The sequence below is a fragment of the Conexibacter woesei DSM 14684 genome (assembly GCF_000025265.1).
Taxonomy (GTDB): Bacteria; Actinomycetota; Thermoleophilia; order Solirubrobacterales; family Solirubrobacteraceae; genus Conexibacter; species Conexibacter woesei.
On record NC_013739.1, the window covers coordinates 1,151,194 to 1,167,772 of the forward strand.

The 16,579-nt window shown below is 73.6% G+C and carries 16 protein-coding genes; 10 read left to right on the forward strand and 6 right to left on the reverse strand.

The features are described from left to right. Positions 1–32 precede the first annotated feature (32 nt). Positions 33–1,319 carry a helix-turn-helix domain-containing protein gene (locus tag CWOE_RS30260; protein WP_012932577.1) on the reverse strand — a complete coding sequence of 429 codons (1,287 nt, stop codon included), beginning with the start codon at positions 1,317–1,319 and terminating at the stop codon, positions 33–35. 41 nt (positions 1,320–1,360) lie between these two features. Between CWOE_RS30260 and CWOE_RS05475 the strand changes: the two genes are divergently transcribed. Continuing rightward, a complete protein-coding gene (locus tag CWOE_RS05475; protein WP_012932578.1) occupies positions 1,361–1,858 on the forward strand; it encodes a nuclear transport factor 2 family protein in 498 nt (165 codons plus the stop codon). A 12-nt stretch (positions 1,859–1,870) separates the two neighbouring features. Here the strand turns inward: CWOE_RS05475 and CWOE_RS05480 are convergent, their stop codons facing one another. Next, positions 1,871–2,803, reverse strand: a complete 933-nt coding sequence (locus tag CWOE_RS05480) for a PfkB family carbohydrate kinase (RefSeq protein ID WP_012932579.1) — start codon at positions 2,801–2,803, stop codon at positions 1,871–1,873. Between the two features lie 84 nt (positions 2,804–2,887). On the opposite strand from CWOE_RS05480, the gene CWOE_RS05485 reads away from it, so the two are divergent. The 8 genes from CWOE_RS05485 (at position 2,888) to CWOE_RS05520 (ending at position 10,701) form a co-directional block, all read left to right on the forward strand. Beyond that, on the forward strand, positions 2,888–3,841 hold the full coding sequence (locus CWOE_RS05485) for a quinone oxidoreductase family protein (protein WP_012932580.1): 954 nt from the start codon (positions 2,888–2,890) through the stop codon (positions 3,839–3,841). A gap of 73 nt (positions 3,842–3,914) precedes the next feature. Then, entirely contained in the window at positions 3,915–5,360 is a 1,446-nt protein-coding gene (locus tag CWOE_RS05490; RefSeq protein ID WP_012932581.1) for a DEAD/DEAH box helicase, read from the forward strand. Then, positions 5,360–5,827, forward strand: a complete 468-nt coding sequence (locus CWOE_RS05495) for an NUDIX domain-containing protein (RefSeq protein ID WP_012932582.1) — start codon at positions 5,360–5,362, stop codon at positions 5,825–5,827. Before CWOE_RS05490 ends, CWOE_RS05495 begins: the two co-directional genes overlap by 1 nt. Positions 5,828–5,902: 75 nt before the next feature. After that, complete coding sequence (locus CWOE_RS05500) at positions 5,903–7,009, forward strand: hypothetical protein (protein ID WP_012932583.1); 1,107 nt, start codon at positions 5,903–5,905, stop codon at positions 7,007–7,009. 10 nt (positions 7,010–7,019) lie between these two features. Beyond that, positions 7,020–7,478, forward strand: coding sequence for a peptidylprolyl isomerase (locus tag CWOE_RS05505; RefSeq protein ID WP_041730145.1), 459 nt, complete (start codon positions 7,020–7,022; stop codon positions 7,476–7,478). A gap of 96 nt (positions 7,479–7,574) precedes the next feature. Continuing rightward, positions 7,575–7,961 (forward strand): cupredoxin domain-containing protein, encoded by a 387-nt coding sequence (locus CWOE_RS05510; protein ID WP_012932585.1) that lies wholly within the window; start codon positions 7,575–7,577, stop codon positions 7,959–7,961. Then, positions 7,961–9,337, forward strand: a complete 1,377-nt coding sequence (locus CWOE_RS30265) for a DUF1800 domain-containing protein (RefSeq protein ID WP_012932586.1) — start codon at positions 7,961–7,963, stop codon at positions 9,335–9,337. Before CWOE_RS05510 ends, CWOE_RS30265 begins: the two co-directional genes overlap by 1 nt. Then, positions 9,337–10,701, forward strand: coding sequence for a DUF1501 domain-containing protein (locus CWOE_RS05520; RefSeq protein ID WP_012932587.1), 1,365 nt, complete (start codon positions 9,337–9,339; stop codon positions 10,699–10,701). Before CWOE_RS30265 ends, CWOE_RS05520 begins: the two co-directional genes overlap by 1 nt. On the opposite strand, the gene CWOE_RS05525 is transcribed toward CWOE_RS05520, so the two are convergent. Beyond that, a complete protein-coding gene (locus CWOE_RS05525; protein WP_012932588.1) occupies positions 10,698–12,500 on the reverse strand; it encodes a penicillin-binding transpeptidase domain-containing protein in 1,803 nt (600 codons plus the stop codon). The genes CWOE_RS05520 and CWOE_RS05525 overlap by 4 nt on opposite strands. Before the next feature lie 105 nt (positions 12,501–12,605). Here CWOE_RS05525 and CWOE_RS05530 point away from each other — a divergent pair, with 105 nt between their 5' ends. Beyond that, a complete protein-coding gene (locus CWOE_RS05530) occupies positions 12,606–14,177 on the forward strand; it encodes a succinic semialdehyde dehydrogenase (RefSeq protein ID WP_081425248.1) in 1,572 nt (523 codons plus the stop codon). Between the two features lie 9 nt (positions 14,178–14,186). Here CWOE_RS05530 and CWOE_RS05535 read toward each other — a convergent pair whose 3' ends face one another. From CWOE_RS05535 to CWOE_RS05545, 3 genes are all read right to left on the reverse strand, one after another. After that, positions 14,187–14,837, reverse strand: a complete 651-nt coding sequence (locus CWOE_RS05535) for a hypothetical protein (protein WP_012932590.1) — start codon at positions 14,835–14,837, stop codon at positions 14,187–14,189. A 94-nt stretch (positions 14,838–14,931) separates the two neighbouring features. Beyond that, complete coding sequence (locus CWOE_RS05540) at positions 14,932–15,411, reverse strand: hypothetical protein (protein WP_012932591.1); 480 nt, start codon at positions 15,409–15,411, stop codon at positions 14,932–14,934. Positions 15,412–15,424: 13 nt separating this feature from the next. Next, positions 15,425–16,513, reverse strand: a complete 1,089-nt coding sequence (locus CWOE_RS05545) for a phosphotransferase family protein (protein ID WP_012932592.1) — start codon at positions 16,511–16,513, stop codon at positions 15,425–15,427. Positions 16,514–16,579: the final 66 nt, after the last annotated feature.

Here is a 16,579-nt window from a genome sequence, read left to right on the forward strand (position 1 = left end):
TCCCCGTGCCCGGCGTCACGCCGTATTGCGGATCAGCGGATCTGAGGCCCGTGCCGGGCGTCCGCCCGCAGCGCGAGCGCCAGCTCGAAGCGGGCGTCGGGGTCGTCGAGCGCGTCGCCGAACCGCTCGCGCAGGCGCGCGAGGCGGTAGCGGACCGTCTGCGGGTGGAGGTGGAGGAGGCGGGCGATCTCGCGCGGTCTGCCGGGATGGGCCAGCCAGGCGGCGAGCGTCTCGGACAGCATCAGCGCGCGCGCCGGCGGGAGGCCGTCGAGCGGGGCGAGCCGCCGCGTGGCGAGCGCGGAGGCTGCGCCGGGGTCGGCGTGGACGACGAGCGCGGCGAGATGGTCCTCCCATCGCAGCGCGCGATCGGCCGGCAGCGCGCCGGCGGCGGCGAGCGCCGCGAGCCGGCGCGCGCCGGCGAGCGAGTCCGGCGCGCGCGCGGGCGGGACGGCGGGGCCGAGCGCGAGCGGTATTCCCGCTTCGAGCAGCGCCTCCGCGTCCCGCTCCGCGACGGCGGCGAGCGCGGCGCCGTCGACGTGCCCGAGCAGGACCGCGTCGGCGTCGAGCGACCGCGCCGCCGCGCCGACGCCCGCGCTTGCGCCGCCGGCGCCGCCGAGGCCGCCGCCCGCGCCACCGGCGACGCCGCCCGCGCCCACGCCGCCCGCGCCCACGCCGCCCGCGCCCGCGCCGCCGCCGCCCGCTCCGCCCGCCTCTGCCGGCAGCAGCACCGCGACGCGCAGCCGCTCCGGCAGCGGCCAGTGGGCGGCGGTCGCGAGCGACTCGGCGGCGGCCGTGTCGTCGCCGCCGGCGACCAGCGCGGCGAGCAGCGCCTGGCGCTCGCGCGCCCGCGCCCCGCCGGCAGCCGCCGCGTCTCGTGCGAAGCCCTCGAACGAGTTCGCCGTCAGCTCGTCGACGTAGGCGAGCGAGGCGGTCGCGAGCGTCATCACCACCTCGCTCGGGACGTCGTGCTCGGCGATGTACGCGGCGACGTGCCGCCAGCCGACCTGGGCGCCGACGCGATAGCCGGCGAGCAGCACCTCGACGGGCAGGCCGGCGCCGGACGCCGCGCTCGCGAGCGCGACCTGGCGCGGCGCGTCCCCGGGCGCCTCGGCGCCCTCGAGGATCGCGATGAAGCGCTCGTGGGTGACGGTGATCCCCTCCAGCATCAGCGCCGGCTCCAGCAGCGCGACGACCTCGGGCTGCTCACGGCGCAGCCGCTCCTCTGTCTCGGCGACGAGCGCGGGCAGCTCAGCGCGCAGCCGCGCTCCGATCGCTCTCAGAGCTTTGTGATGAAGGCTGCTCGGGATTTCGTGTCGCACGGGCCTTGAGCGTCGACGTTGTCGTACGTAGCGTCGCAGAGATGCTCTCCGAACTCGACGCCGACACGCCCACCGCCGCCTACCGCGCCGCCGCCGAGGCCGGCGACGTGGAGGCCGCCGTCGCCTGCGTTGCGCCCGACGTGACGCTGAAGTCGCCGATCACCGACTCGTTCGCGTTCCACGGCCGCGACCAGTTCCGCGTGCTGATGGAGGACGTCTTCGCGGTGCTGGAGGACCGCCGCTACGTCGCCGACGTCGGCGACGACCGCACGCGCATGCTGAAGGGCACCGGCCGCGTGAACGGGATCGCGATCGAGGAGGCGTTCCTCGTGACCCTGAACGGAGACGGGCTGATCGAGCGCGTCGAGCTGTTCGTGCGGCCGCTGCCCGGCCTCACGGCGCTCGCCGCCGCGCTCGGCCCGCGCGTCGCGCGGCGCCGCTCCCGCTCCCGCGCGATCGCGGTCGCCGCGATGATCAAGCCGCTGGCGTTCATGACGCGCAGCGGCGAGGGGATCGGGGCGCGCCTGGCGCGCCCCTGACCCGACCGGCCGCTACGCCCGCAGCGCGACCGGCGCGTCGACGAAGTGGGTGATGCGCTGCAGCTCGCCGACCCGCTCGGTGACCTCCTCGCGCGTCAGCCGCGCGACGCGCTCGGTGCCGAACTCCTCGACGTTGTAGGAGGCGATCGCGGTCCCGTACGCCATCGCGCGGCAGAGCGTCTGATGAGAGAGGTCGTCGCCGCCGTGCGCGGCGAGGTAGCCGACGAAGCCGCCGGCGAACGAGTCGCCCGCGCCGGTCGGGTCGTTGACCGTCTCCAGCGGGTACGCCGGCAGGCCGAAGAAGCCCTCGTCGGTCAGCAGCGCGGCGCCGTACTCGCCCTGCTTGGCGACGACGACCCTGGGGCCGAGCGCGCGGATCTCGCGGGCGGCCTGGACGAGGTTCGCCTTGCCCGTCAGCTGGCGGATCTCAGCGTCGTTGAGAAGGACGCAGTCGACCGTCTCGATCGTCTTGATCAGCGAGTCCTTCGCCGTCTCGATCCACAGGTTCATCGAGTCGAGCGCGACGAATCTCGCGTTCGACTGCTCGCGCACGCCGCGCTGCACGTCCGGCTGGATGTTCGCCAGGAACAGCACGTCGGCGTCCTTCGACTCCTGCGACAGCTTCGGCTCGAACGTGCCGAAGACGCCGAGGCGGGTGTCGTCGGTGTGCGCGGTGTTGAGGTCGTACTCGTAGTGCGCGCGCCAGAAGAACGTCTCGCCGCCGGGGACGTGCTCGACGTCGTCGGTGTTCGTCCCGCGCGTGCGCAGGACGGCGTACTCGGCCTCGCCGAAGTCGTCGCCGACCGGGCCCACGACGCGCACGTCGGTGAAGAACGACGAGGCGAGCGAGAAGTGGACCGCGGCGCCGCCGAGCATCTTCTCGCGGGTGCCGAACGGCGTGGTGACGGCGTCGAACGCGATCGAGCCAACGACGGTGAGGGACATGGAGTGGGCGAGCTTTCGGTCGGGAACGGTGCATGGACAGGGTACCGGCGGTCAGCGCGCGCGGCCTCCTCTAGCCTCCGCCGCATGCGTGCGATCCAGCTGCAGGAGTTCGGCGGACCGGAGCTGCTGCAGCTCGTCGAGCTGCCGGCGCCGGCCCCGGGGGACGGCGAGGTGCTGATCGAGGTGAGCCGCGCCGGGCTCAACTTCGCCGACACCCACCAGCGCACGAACTCCTACCTCGCGAAGGCCGAGGTTCCGCTCGTTCCGGGCGTCGAGGTCGCCGGCACGCGGACCGACACGGGCGAGCGCGTCGTCGCGATCTGCGGCAACGGCGGCTACGCCGAGTACGCGACCGCGCCGGCCGCGCTGACCTTCCCGATCCCCGACGGGATCGACGACGGCACCGCGCTCGCGCTGCTGATCCAGGGCCTCACCGCCTGGCACCTGTACAAGACCTGCGCCCGCGTCCAGCCGGGCGAGTCGGTCGTCGTCCACTCGGCCGCCGGCGGCGTCGGCTCGCTCGCGGTGCAGCTCGGCCGGCCGCTCGGCGCCGGCCGCGTGATCGCCTCCGCCTCGACCGAGGAGAAGCGCGCGCTGGCGCTGGAGCTGGGCGCCGACGTCGCGATCGACGGCGCGGCCGAGGGGCTGACGGAGCGGCTGATCGAGGCGAACGAGGGCAGACCGGTCGACGCCGTCTTCGAGATGGCGGGCGGGGCCGTCTTCGACGCCTCCTTCGACGCGCTCGCCCACTTCGGCCGGATCGTCGCGTACGGGATCGCGACGCGCGAGCAGAACGAGATCCGCACCGGCAAGCTGATGAAGACCTCGCGCACCGTCGCCGGCTTCTGGTTCACGCACTGCCTCGGCCGGCCCGAGATGGTCGACGCGGCGCTGGCCGACCTCTACGCCCGTGCTGCGCGCGGAGAGCTGCGCGCGGTCGTCGGGGCGACCTATCCGCTGGCCGACGCCGCGCAGGCCCAGATCGACCTCGCGGAGCGGCGGACGACCGGCAAGCTGCTGCTCGACCCGCGTGCATAGCGCGCCCGCGTGAGACGCCTACGTGCGGGACCGCACAGCTTTGTGTGTCCGACACGACTAACCTGAGGGGAACGTGACTACTTTCGCCGATCTCGGCCTTTCCGCGCCGGTGCTCGAAGCACTCCGCGACGTCGGCTACGAGAACCCCAGCCCCATCCAGGAGCAGGCCATCCCGCCGCTGCTCGCCGGCAACGACATGATCGGCCAGGCGCAGACCGGCTCTGGCAAGACCGCGGCGTTCGGGCTGCCGCTGATGGAGTACGTCGATCCCAGCGACCGCGACGTGCAGGCGCTCGTGCTGACGCCGACGCGCGAGCTGTGCATCCAGGTGACCCAGGCGCTGCGCTCCTACGGCGCGCGCAAGGGCATCGACGTCGTCGCCGTCTTCGGCGGCGCACCGATCCGCTCCCAGCAGGCGCAGCTGCGCGCCGGCGGCCAGATCGTCGTCGGCACCGTCGGCCGCGTGAAGGACCTCATCTCGCGCCACTCGCTGATGCTTCACGGCACGCGCTTCGTCGTGCTCGACGAGGCCGACGAGATGCTCGACCTCGGCTTCCTCGAGGACGTCGAGAAGATCCTCGCGCTGACGCCCGGCAGCCGCCAGACCGCGCTCTTCAGCGCGACGATGCCGCCGGAGATCAGAAAGCTCTCCGAGCGCTACCTCTACAACCCGGTCCACGTGAAGGTGAGAGCGGCGACGCTCACCGTCGACACGGTCGAGCAGTTCTCGCTCGAGATGTCCCAGCGCGACAAGCCCGACATGCTCGGCACGGTGCTGGAGTCCGAGAAGCCCGACCAGGCGATCGTCTTCGTCCGCACGAAGATCCGCTGCGACCAGCTCTACCGCACGCTGCGCGACCGCGGCATGAACGTCAAGGCGCTGCACGGCGACATGAGCCAGGGCCAGCGCGACGGCGTGATGCTGTCGTTCAAGTCCGGCCGCCTGCCGATCCTCGTCGCGACCGACGTCGCCGCCCGCGGCCTCGACATCTCCTCGGTCACGCACGTCGTCAACTTCGACGTGCCGACCTCGCCTGACGTCTACGTCCACCGCATCGGGCGCACCGGTCGCGTCGGCCGCTCCGGCCGCGCGATCACGTTCTACGACTCGAAGCAGAAGCGCGACATCGAGGCGATCGAGCGGCACACGAGAACGCCGATGGCGCCGTGGACCGCCGGTGCGCGCGTGGCGGCGCTCAGAGTCGAGGTCAAGCCCAAGCGCCACGAGTCCAAGCCGCACGACGCGGCCCCCACCAACGGCGACCGCGCCGCGACGGACGGCGCGCGCACGCGGCTCGTCGTCGCCGGCGGCCTCGCGCAGGGGATCGAGCCGAAGGATCTGATCCACGCGATCACGTCGGCTGCCGGCCTCGACGGCGAGTCGGTCCGCAACATCCGCGTGCTGGAGCAGTTCGCCTTCCTCGACGTCCCCGCCGCCGACGCCGCGCGCGTCGTCGAGCAGGTCGAAGGCACCGACGTCGACGGCCACCGCCTTCGGCTCGAGCCCGTCCGGGCGTAGTGCCCAGACGCAGCGCCGGAATCCTGCTGTTCAGGCGCCGCGACGGTGAGCCGGAGGTGCTGCTGGTGCACCCCGGCGGCCCTTTCTGGGCGAAGAAGGACGACGGCGCCTGGTCGCTGCCGAAGGGCGAGCACGACGACGCCGAGGACGCCGTCGTCGCGGCCCGGCGCGAGTTCTTCGAGGAGCTCGGCAGCAGGCTCCCGGCGGGCAGGATCACGCCGCTGGGCGAGGTCAGACAGAAGGGCGGCAAGCTCGTCGCCGCGTGGGCGGTCGAGGGCGACCTCGACGCGTCGGCGATCAGGAGCAACAGCTTCGAGCTGGAGTGGCCGCCGCGCTCAGGCCGTCTCCAGCGGTTCCCCGAGGTCGATCGCGCGGGCTGGTTCGGGCTCGACGCGGCACGCGTCAAGCTGCTCCCGGCGCAGGTGCCGTTCATCGACCGCATCGCCGAGCTGCTGGACGCGCGGTGAGGGCCTACCAAGGTCGCTCCGCGACGTAGACCATCGGCCGATGACCCGGCCGGCGCCACTCGCGAGAGTGGCGCCATGCACGAGCAGAAGATCAGCCGGGCGCGGTTCCTGGCAGCGGCCGCGGCGGCGGGGGTCGCGGCTGCGACGAGCGCGAACGGCGCGGGCGCGGCTCGGCCCCGCGGGCTGACGTATCGCGGCGTCGGGTACGAGGTCGCCGACGGCGCGACGCCCCACACGGGCTGGAACGCCGCGCGGATGCGTGCCGACTTGGGCGCGATCGCGGACGAGCTGCACGCCAGCTCCGTCTCGGTCTACGGTGACGGCGTCGAGCGGCTTGCCAGGACGGCTGCGCAGGCGGCCGATCGCGGCCTGCACGTCTCGCTCCAGCCGCGGCTGGCCGACGTTCCGCAGCGGGAGATCCTCGACCACCTGGCGGAGACCGGACGGCACGCCGAGCAGCTGCGACGCGACGGCGCGGACGTGGAGCTCAGCGTCGGCGCCGAGTTCATGCTGTTCGTCCCCGGCATCGTGCCTGGAGGCGACGCGCTCGAGCGGGTCGACAGTCTGCTCACCGGGAGATTCGACCACGCGAGGATGCAGCGGCGCCTCGACCGCTTCGTCGCGGAGGCGGCGGCCGTCGGCCGCTCCGTCTTCGGCGGTGCGCTGACGTACGGCGCAGCGCACGACGACCGCGTCGACTGGAGCCTGTTCGACGTCGTCAGCGTCAACTACTACGCCGACTTCGCTCGCCGCGCCGCTCATGTCCGCGCGCTGGCGCGGCACCGGCGCTGGGGCAAGCCGGTGGCGATCTCGGAGTTCGGCACCTGCACCTACGCGGGGGCGCCGCGGCGCGGAGGGATGGGCTGGAACGTGGTCGACTACTCCACGAATCCGGAGCGGATCGCCGCGCGTCTGGTCCGCAGCGAACGCTCGCAGGCGGAGTACATCGCGAGGATGCTCGACCTGTTCGAGTCGATCGGGCTGCATGCGGCGACCGTCTACAACTTCGTCACCCCCGACGCCCCGCACCGCCGCGATCCGCGCTACGACCTCGACCTCGCGAGCTACGCGATCGTCAAGCCGATCTGGAGGACGCGCGAGCGGCCGACGGCCGGCTGGCACTGGGAGCGCAAGGAGGCGTTCCGCGCCGTCGCCCGGCACTACGCGCGATTTGGGGTGTAATGTCGAACGCATGTCACAGGCAACCATGCACACCAGCCACGGCGCGATCGTGATCGAGCTGTTCGACGAGGACGCGCCCAAGACCGTCGAGAACTTCCGCAGACTGTCGGGCGACGGCTTCTACGACGGGCTCGTCTTCCACCGCGTGATCAGAGACTTCATGATCCAAGGCGGCTGTCCCGAGGGCACCGGCACCGGTGGTCCGGGCTACAAGTTCGAGGACGAGTTCAACGACCACAAGGTCGTCCGCGGCGCGCTCGCGATGGCGAACGCCGGCCCGAACACCAACGGCTCGCAGTTCTTCCTCGTGACCGTCGACGCCGCCCCCTGGCTCGACGGCAAGCACACCGTCTTCGGGAAGATCGTCGACGGGATGGACGCGGTCGACGCGATCGAGGGCCTGGAGACCGACGCCCGCGACCGCCCGGTCGAGCCCGCCGGAATCGAGCGCATCGAGCTGAGCGAGTAGCGGCCGCACGCACTCGCGCGGCATCGGCCGCGCGAAGCCGTGCAATTTGCGCCAGGACGCGCGGGACTCGCCTCCCGCGCGTCGAAACTGGCGGCGATGCGCTCCTGGTCGCCCGCAGTCGCCGTTCTCGCAGCCGCGCTGCCGTTCGCCGCGCAGGCGGCAGCGGCCGCGCCCGCGCCCGGCGGGCAGTTGCAGCGCTCGACCGCGGTCGGCGTCAGCGCCCGCGAGTTCCGCCTCACGCCGTATCGCACCCGCGTGCCCGCGGGCGAGGTGCGCTTCAACCTGACGAACTTCGGCGAGGACGCGCACGACCTCGTCGTGCGCAGCGCGAGCGGGCGCGTCGTGGGCCGCTCCGCCGAAGTCAGAGCGGGCTCTCGCACGGTCCTGCGCGTGCGGCTGCGGCGTGGCAGCTTCCGCCTCAGCTGCGACGTCGCCGACCACGCCCGGCGCGGCATGCGCGCGACGCTGAAGGCCGTCCGCTGATGGCGAGACGGCGGCGCAGCGCCCCCGGCCGCACGCGCCGGCCGGTCTCCAACGGCGGTTGGACCGAGGCGCACGTCCACCGCCTCTTCTGGCGTGCGGGCTTCGGCGCGACCGCTGCGGAGGCGCGCACGTGGGCGCGCCGTGGCCGCGCGGCGACGCTCGACTTCATCGTCAAGGGGCCGCCCGGCGGGCCCCGTCTGATCGGCCCCGAGCCGCACGACGAGGGGCGGCGTCTGGATCCTGTCAACGAGTGGGGCGACGACGTGCTGTGGTGGCTGGACCGGATGATCCGCAGCAACCGGCCGCTGGTCGAGAAGATGACGCTCTTCTGGCACGACCACTTCGCGACGGCCGATCAGGACACGCCGCTGATGCTCGCGCAGAACCGCCTCTTCCGCCGCCACGCGCTCGGCGCCTTCCGGCCGCTGCTGCGGGAGGTCACGCGCGACCCGGCGATGCAGCTGTGGCTGTCGCTGGCGGACTCGACCAAGGACCACCCGAACGAGAACTACGCGCGCGAGCTGATGGAGCTGTTCACGCTCGGCGGCGGCTACAGCGAGCGCGACGTGCGCCAGGCAGCGCGGGCGCTGACGGGCTTCCGCTCGAAGTGGGGCGATCGCGGGCTGGAGTGGATCCGCTACGACGCTGACGAGCACGACAGGGGCGTCAAGCGGATCCTCGGCAGAAGCGGCCGCTTCGACGTCGACGGCGTGCTCGACCTCGTCTGCGACCACCCGCGCCACGCGCCGTTCCTCGTCACGAAGCTGTGGGAGTTCTTCGTCGCGACGCCGCCGAGCGGCGCGACGGTGCGCGCGCTGGCGGCGACCTACCGCCGCGCGGGCTTGCGGGTCGAGCCCGTCGTCCGCCAGATCCTCGACCACCCGACGCTCTACCGCGATCTCGACGCGCCCGATCTCGTCAAGTGGCCGGTCGTCTACGTCGCGGGCGCGATGCGGATGACCGGCAGCCACGTCACGCACGGATATCCGGTCTGGATGCTCAGCACGATGGGTCAGCAGCTGTTCCGCCCGCCGAGCGTCGCCGGCTGGGACTGGGGCGCGAAGTGGATGTCGTCGAACGCGATGCGCCAGCGCTTCGCGTTCGCCAACTACGTCGTCGCCGAGGGCCGGCCGAGAGTCCGCAGAGGCGCGTACAAGGCGACGCTGAGACCACAGCGCGCGGTCGAGCTTGCGATCGCCGCGGTCGGCTCGCCGCCCGTCTCGCCGCGCACGCGGCGCGTGCTGACGCAGCTCGCCGCGACCTGGTTCGACGACCTGCCGCGCTCGTGGCGCGACGACGCCGGCTGGCGCGCCGAGTCGCTGCAGCGCGCGCTGCGCCACCTGCTGATCGCCGGCCCGGAGGCCCAGCTCTGCTGATGCGACCCGATCGACCCGTCCACAAGGGCTGCGACGACTTCCGCCAGACGAGCGCCGGCATCCGCGACCGCTGGCTGGAGGGCGGCGGCGGGCTGACCCGCCGCGAGGTGATCGGCGCCGGCCTCGGCGGCGCGCTGGCGATCTGGGCCGGGCGCGAGATGGGCGCCGGCGACGTGCTCGCCGCGGCCGAGGCGCAGGCGGCGAGCGCGCCGGGCGCGCCCGTGCTCGTGACCGTCTTCCTGCCGGGCGGCTGCGACCTGCTCGACACGCTGATCCCGGTCGGCCAGTACGGCCGCTACGCCGACCTGCGGCCCGGCACCAAGCTCGGCGACCCGCCGCTGCTCGGCGCGACCGGGCTCGCCGTCCACCCGGCGCTCGCGGAGGGGTTGAACGGCGGTGTGAAGGGGCTGTTCGAGGCCGGCAAGGTCGGCTTCCTGCCCGGGATCGACTACGCCAACCCCGACCTCTCGCACTTCCACTCGCGCCACTTCTGGGAGACGGGGCTGATCACCGACCGCGCCGCCGCCGGCTGGCTCGGGCGCTGGCTCGACCGCAACGGCTCGCGCGAGAACCCGCTCCAGGGGCTGACGCTCGGCTCGACGCTGTCGCCGGTGCTGAGCACTGCCACCGCGCCGGTCGCGGCGCTCGAGTCGCCGCGCGACGTCGGGCTGGACATCTGGGGCGTCGACGAGAAGCCGCACCGGCGGATGCTGGCGGCGTGGGAGCAGCTCGCAGCGGGCGGCGACCGCCGCGCCGGGCCGGCCGCGGTGCGCGAGGCGTCGCTGCTGGCGAAGCGCGTCGGCGACCGGCTGGCGCCGTACGCGGAGCAGGACGGCAAGGACCCGCTCGCGCCGTCGGTCGCCTACCCCGAGGAGGACGGCTTCGGCCAGCGGCTCTCGCGGATCGCGGCGCTGATCGCGCAGCCGCTCGGCGTGCGCGTCGTCGCGGTCCAGGCCGACGGCGAGTTCGACACGCACGACAACCAGCCGGAGGACCTCGCCGCGGGCCTCAGATCGGTCTCGCAGTCGCTCTCCGCGTTCCAGGCCGACCTGGAGGCGCGCGGCGTCGCCGACCGCGTGCTGACGCTGGTGTGGTCGGAGTTCGGCCGCCGGCCGAAGGGCAACGAGTCGTCCGGCACGGACCACGGCGCAGGCGGGATCGCCTGGGTCCAGGGCACGCGCGCCGCGTCCGGGATCCTGACCGACTACCCGAGCCTGACATCGCTCGATCGCGACGACAACCTGCGCGTCACCGTCGACTTCCGCAAGGTCTACGCCTCGCTGATCGAGGGCTGGCTGGGGACCGCCGCCGACGACGTGATCCCGCGCGCGGGCGCCTACGGCCGGCTCGCGCTGTCGCGTTAGCGGTCGGGCTGCGGCGCCGGGCCGTCGCCGTCGTCCTGCTGTGCGAGCGCCGCGAGCAGCAGCTCGCGCGCGACCGGCGCCGCGGTCTCGCCGCCCGCGCCCGAGCCGGACAGCACGACGCCGACGGCGACGCGCGGCGTATCGCCGTCGTCGTCGCCGCCGCCGCCGCCGGCCGGCGCGTAGGCGACGAACCACGCGTCGGTGTCGGTCGGGTCGTCCTCGTCGGTGCAGGTGCCGGCCTCGACCTCCTCGGGCGGGCACGTCTGCGTCGCGCGCAGCTCCGCGGTGCCGGTCTTGCCCGCGACCGGGACGCCGTCGATCGCCGCCGCGCCGCCGGTCCCGTCCTCGACGACGGCGCGCATCGCGCGCTGCACGACTCGCGCAACGGCGGGCGTCGTCGCGCGGCGGGGCGGCGCGGGCGCGGCGGCCGCGTCGACCGTCAGCCGCGGTCGCACGCCGTCGCGGGCGATCGTCGTGGCGACGCTCGCCATCTGCAGCGCGCTCGCGACGACCTTGCCCTGGCCGATCGCGTTCGAGCCGACGGCGAGCGGGTCGTCGTCGGAGCCGGTCGCCGGGAACGCCGACGTCGCCGCGCCCCCAAGGTCCGACGGCGCGTTGAAGCCGAACCGCTCCGCGACCGCCGCCAGCCGCTGCGGGCCGGCGGCGACGCCGAGCGGCGCGAAGACCGAGTTGCACGAGTGCGCGAAGCTCTCCACCAGCGTGCCGCCGCAGCGCTCGCCGTTCGCGTTCTGCAGCGGCGCGCCGCCGAGCAGCGCCTGCTGCTCGTACGGATACGTCGACTCCTCCGTCGCGGCGCTCGACTCCAGCGCCGCGACGAGCGTGAGGATCTTGAACGTCGAGCCGGGCGGGCCGAGGCCAGAGAACGGCGTGCCGGCGAAGCCGAGCACCGCGCCGTCGCGCGGATCGACCGCGACCGCGCCGCCCGGCCGCCCCGCGAGCGCGTCGGCCGCCGCCCGCACGACGGATGGAACGATCGTCGTCGTGACCGCGGCCGGCGCGCTCGGCAGCCGCTGCGCGAGCACGCGGCGACCGGCGAGCAGCTCGCCGCCGGGCGTGCCGGTGAGGCGGTCGTCGAGCGCGCGTTCGAGGCCGTTGAGTCCGACCGCGGCGGTGCTCGGCACGCCGCGCGCCTGCAACGCCAGCAGGCGCGCCGGCTCCGGCTCTCCCAGCACGCCGACCGTCTGGCCGGCGACGTCGGCGACCGCCGCGTCCGGCGCGCGCTCCGGGCCGGCCGCGAGCACCGAGCCGTCGGCGGCGAGCAGGCTCGCGCGCGGCGCCAGCCGCGTCCGCGCCGACAGCCGCTCGCCGTGCCGCAGGCCCGGGAAGACGAGCTGCGGGCTCCAGCGCACACGGGGCGCGTCGCCGTCGTCGAGCGGGAGCGTCAGCGTCGCGGCGACGGAGCCGAACGCGTGCGTCGGCACGCGCAGCCGCAAACGCACCGCGTGCTCGCTCGCGCTCACGTCGTCGGCTGGCCCGATCCGCGGGGCGGTCGCGATCCGCAGCGCGGTGCGGTGGAGGTGGGCGAAACGCGCGGCCGGCGTCGCACGGCGCGCCGCCGGCGTCAGCAGCGCGTGCATCGCGGCGTAGTCGCCGTGCTGCCACGCGCGCACGTAGGCGCGGCCGAGCGCGACCCGCTCGGCCTCGCCGCCGTCGCCGCGCAGCAGCACGACGGCGCCCGCGCAGAGCAGCAGCGGGACGAGCAGCAGCAGCGCGCGACGGCGCCAGAAGACCGCGCGCGGCGGCGCGGCTCTGCGAGAGGTTCGGCGGGGCGTCGTCATCGCGGGCTCGCCTCCACGTCGCGGTGGTGCCCGCCGTTCCCCCCTCCGCGCCGGGGCGCGGAACTGGCCAGCTGGCCAAACGTCGCTCCGGCTTCGGTAGGGTGGATGTCCAGGACGAGCGACCGAACCGAAGAGGAGAGGGTCATGGCGAGTGTCGAGCAGGCGCCGGCGGCCGCGCAGGGCGGCACCGGCATCCCCGTTGAGAACCCGGCCACCGGCGAGACGATCACGACCGTCCCGACGCTCGGCCGCGAGGACGTGCACGAGCTGGTCGCGCGCGCTCGCGCCGCCCAGCCGGCGTGGGACGCCATCGGCTTCGACGAGCGTGGCCGCGTGCTGCGGCGCGCGCAGAAGTGGGTCACCGACAACGCTGAGCGCATCATCGCGACGATCGTCTCCGAGACGGGCAAGACCTACGAGGACGCTCAGCTCGCCGAGATCATGTACGCCGCCGCGGCGTTCGGCTTCTGGGCCAAGGAGGCGCCGGCGTTCCTCGCCGACGAGCCGATGAAGTCCGCGAACCCGCTCGTGAAGGGCAAGAAGCTCGTCGTCCGCTACCGCCCGGTCGGCGTCGTCGGCGTGATCGGCCCGTGGAACTTCCCGCTGACGAACTCGTTCGGCGACTGCATCCCCGCGCTCGCCGCTGGCAACGCCGTGATCCTGAAGCCGAGCGAGGTGACGCCGCTGACCTCGCTGCTGATGGCCGAGGGGCTGAGAGCGGCGGGTCTGCCGGAGGACGTCTTCCAGGTCGCCACCGGTGACGGCGCCACCGGCGCCGCGTTGATCGACGAGGTCGACTTCGTCATGTTCACCGGCTCGACGAAGACCGGCAAGAAGGTCATGGAGCGTGCCGCCAAGACGCTGACGCCGGTCGGGCTGGAGCTGGGCGGCAAGGACCCGATGATCGTGCTGGCCGACGCCGACGTCGACCGCGCCGCCAACGCGGCCGCCTATTACTCGATGAACAACGGCGGCCAAGTCTGCATCTCGATCGAGCGCGTCTACGTCGAGGCGCCGGTCTACGACCAGTTCGTCGCGAAGGTGACCGAGAGAGTCAAGAGCCTGCGCCAGGGCCGCTCCGACGGTCCCGGCTCGATCGACGTCGGCGCCGTGACGTTCCCGCCGCAGCTCGACATCATCGACAAGCACGTCAGAGACGCCGTCAGAAAGGGCGCGCGCGTGCTGACCGGCGGCAGAGCCGGGAACGGCCCGGGGATGTTCTACGAGCCGACCGTGCTCGTCGACGTCGACCACTCGATGTCGTGCATGACAGAGGAGACGTTCGGCCCGACGCTGCCGATCATGAGAGTCGGCGACGCCGAGGAGGCGTTGCGGCTCGCGAACGACTCCCCGTACGGTCTGCAGGCGTCGGTCTGGACGAAGGACACGCGCCGCGGCGAGCAGCTGGCGCGCCGCGTCGAGGCGGGCGCCGTCTGCGTCAACGACGCGCAGGTCAACTACACGGCGCTGGAGCTGCCGATGGGCGGCTGGAAGTCCTCGGGCCTCGGCACGCGCCACGGCGCCGGAGGGATCCGCAAGTACACCCAGCAGCAGACGCTGCTCGTGACCCGCTTCGCCGGCAAGAGAGACCCGCACATGTTCCCGTACAAACGGCGCACGACGCTGCTGCTGGGGAAGCTGACGAGACTGCTCTACGGTCGCGGCAAGCGCGACTGAGGGTCCCGCTCAGCGCACACGGAAGAGGGTGAGTCTCCCGCGCCAGCGGGTGTCGTAGGCGACACCCTCCTCCGTGCCCTGCGCGCGCATGTCGACCTTCAGCTCGTAGCCCTTGCCCGGCTTGACGCGGCTGAGGGATCTCAGCTCCAGCTCGGTGTTTCTGCCCTTGTTCGCCGCCATCCCGAACGTCCACGCCGGCGCGTTGTCGGGGCACTTGATCGGGGGTGCGATGACGGTGAAGTTGAAGTGCACGATCTTGTCGGTCACCGCGATCGTGACGGGCAGTCTCCCGGAGTTGTAGTCCTCCGGTGTCGTCAGGCTGCAGTCCCAGCTGCGGTCGATCTCTCTGATCACCGCATTGCTCTGTCCGCTGTAGCGGGCGGGCCGGAACACGGTCGTGAACAGGCGCGGGTTCGCCTTCGACGCGGGTGCGAGCGAGAACGTCGGGCTGTTCTGGAGGTTGCCGCCCCGGTAGCTGGCGGTGCCGGTGTAGCCGCGGTCCTCCTCGGTGAATCTCATCGTGCCGTCGAGCGTGACGGCGATGATCTTCCAGACGGAGGCTCTCGGCGGCGCTCTTCTCGCGGCGAGGGCGGGGGAGGGGAGGAGCGGGAGCAGCGCGGCGCAGGCGAGCGCCGCGGGCAGACGGAGGCGTCGTGTCATGCCGGCAACGATGCGCCGCGCGCGCGGTGTGCGCCAGCACCGTTCGGGGGAATCCCCTATGTCTTTCGTCGCGGCCGCGACGTGCGCGCGTGCGTCAGCGCCGCACGCAGGCGGGGATGTCGAGCGCTCTCCACAGCTCGTTCTCGTCCTGCACGATCGGTTCGAGCTGGCGCTGGAGCTGGCGGAAGGAGTCGATCACGTCGCCGTCGCGGCGGATCTCCTGCTCGGTTCTGGTGATCAGCGCGACCTGCTCGACGCCGAGCGCGACGGCGCGCTCGTAGCGGTCGCGCAGGTCCTCGGGCGCCTTGAGCCTGCCGAGGTCGGTCAGCGCCGGGCGCATGTAGGCGAGTCCCTCGCCGAGGAAGCGCGCGCCGCCGGCGGGCGCGTTGGGCACGGCGACTCTGTCGGTCGCGACCGTCGCGTCGTGGCAGATCGCCGCCGCCTGCTTGCGCAGCTGCTCGGGGCTGAGGCTGTCGTCGCCGCAGCCGCGCACGAGCAGGAACAGCAGCAGGAGCACGACGACGCACGCGCCGATCAGCACGGCGCGGTTCGGGATGGCGGCGCGGCTCGGCATGAAGCGGCGGAGCCTAGCGCCCGGCGCCGCGTGCCAGCTCCCAGGCGCGCTCGGCGAGCTTCGGCACGCCGGTGTCCAGCAGCGCGAAGAACGGGTCGTCGGTGGTGCCGGCGAGCAGGCGTCTGTAGGAGCCTTCGAGGAAGACGGCGGCCTTCCACAGCGCCAGCGCCTGGTACCAGTCGACGTCGCCCATCGAGCGGCCGGAGCGCTCCTCGTAGCGGGCGATCAGCTCCCCGCGCAGTGGGAACCCGGGCTCGCTCGTGACCGCGCCGAGCGCGAAGACCGTCCCGACCTCCTCGTCGCCGGGTTGCGCCCACGTCGCGGCAAGGTAGCCGACGTCGGCGAGCGGGTCGCCGATCGTCGCCAGCTCCCAGTCGAAGATCGCGACGATCCGGGCCGGGTCGCGCGCGTCGCGCGCACCGGCGACCATCACGTTCCCGAGCCGGTAGTCGCCGTGCACGATCGTCGCGGGGCCGGACTGCGGCACGTGCGCGGCGAGCCAGCGCGTGACGCGGTCGAGCGCCTCGACCTCGCGCGTCTTGTTGTGCTCCCACAGTCCCGCGAAGCGCCGCAGCTGGCGCTCGAGGTAGCCGGTCGGCTTGCCGTAGCCGGTCAGCCCGCACTCGCGCCAGTCGACGGCGTGGACCTCGACGAGCGCGTCGACGAGCTGCTCGCCGACGCGGCGGCGCTCCTCCTCGGCGTCGAGGACGGGCGGGACGGCGTGCATCAGCACCTCGCCCTCGACCTTCTCCATCACGTAGAAGGGCGCGCCGATCACGGTCTCGTCCGCGCAGGTCGCGAGCACGCGCGGCGTGCGCGCGGCGGTCGGCTCGACGGCGCGCAGCAGCTGCGCTTCGCGCAGCACGTCGTGCGCGGACGGCGGCAGCGGCGGGCGCGGCGGGCGGCGCAGCACCAGCTCGGCGCCGTCGAGGCGGATCAGGTAGGTGACGTTCGAGTGGCCCTCGCCGACCGGCTCGGCGTGCAGCGGTCCGGAGCCGAGGCCGTGCGCGTCGAGGAAGGCGGCGAGCGGCTCGCGGATCAGCAGCGGCGGCAGGCCGAGCGCGGCGGCCTCGGCGTGCGTGTCGACGATCGCGCTGCTCACGTCCCGAACGCTATGCGACGGGCGGGCGCGGCGGCGCCGCTACGCCGGGCGTGCGGACACGCCCGG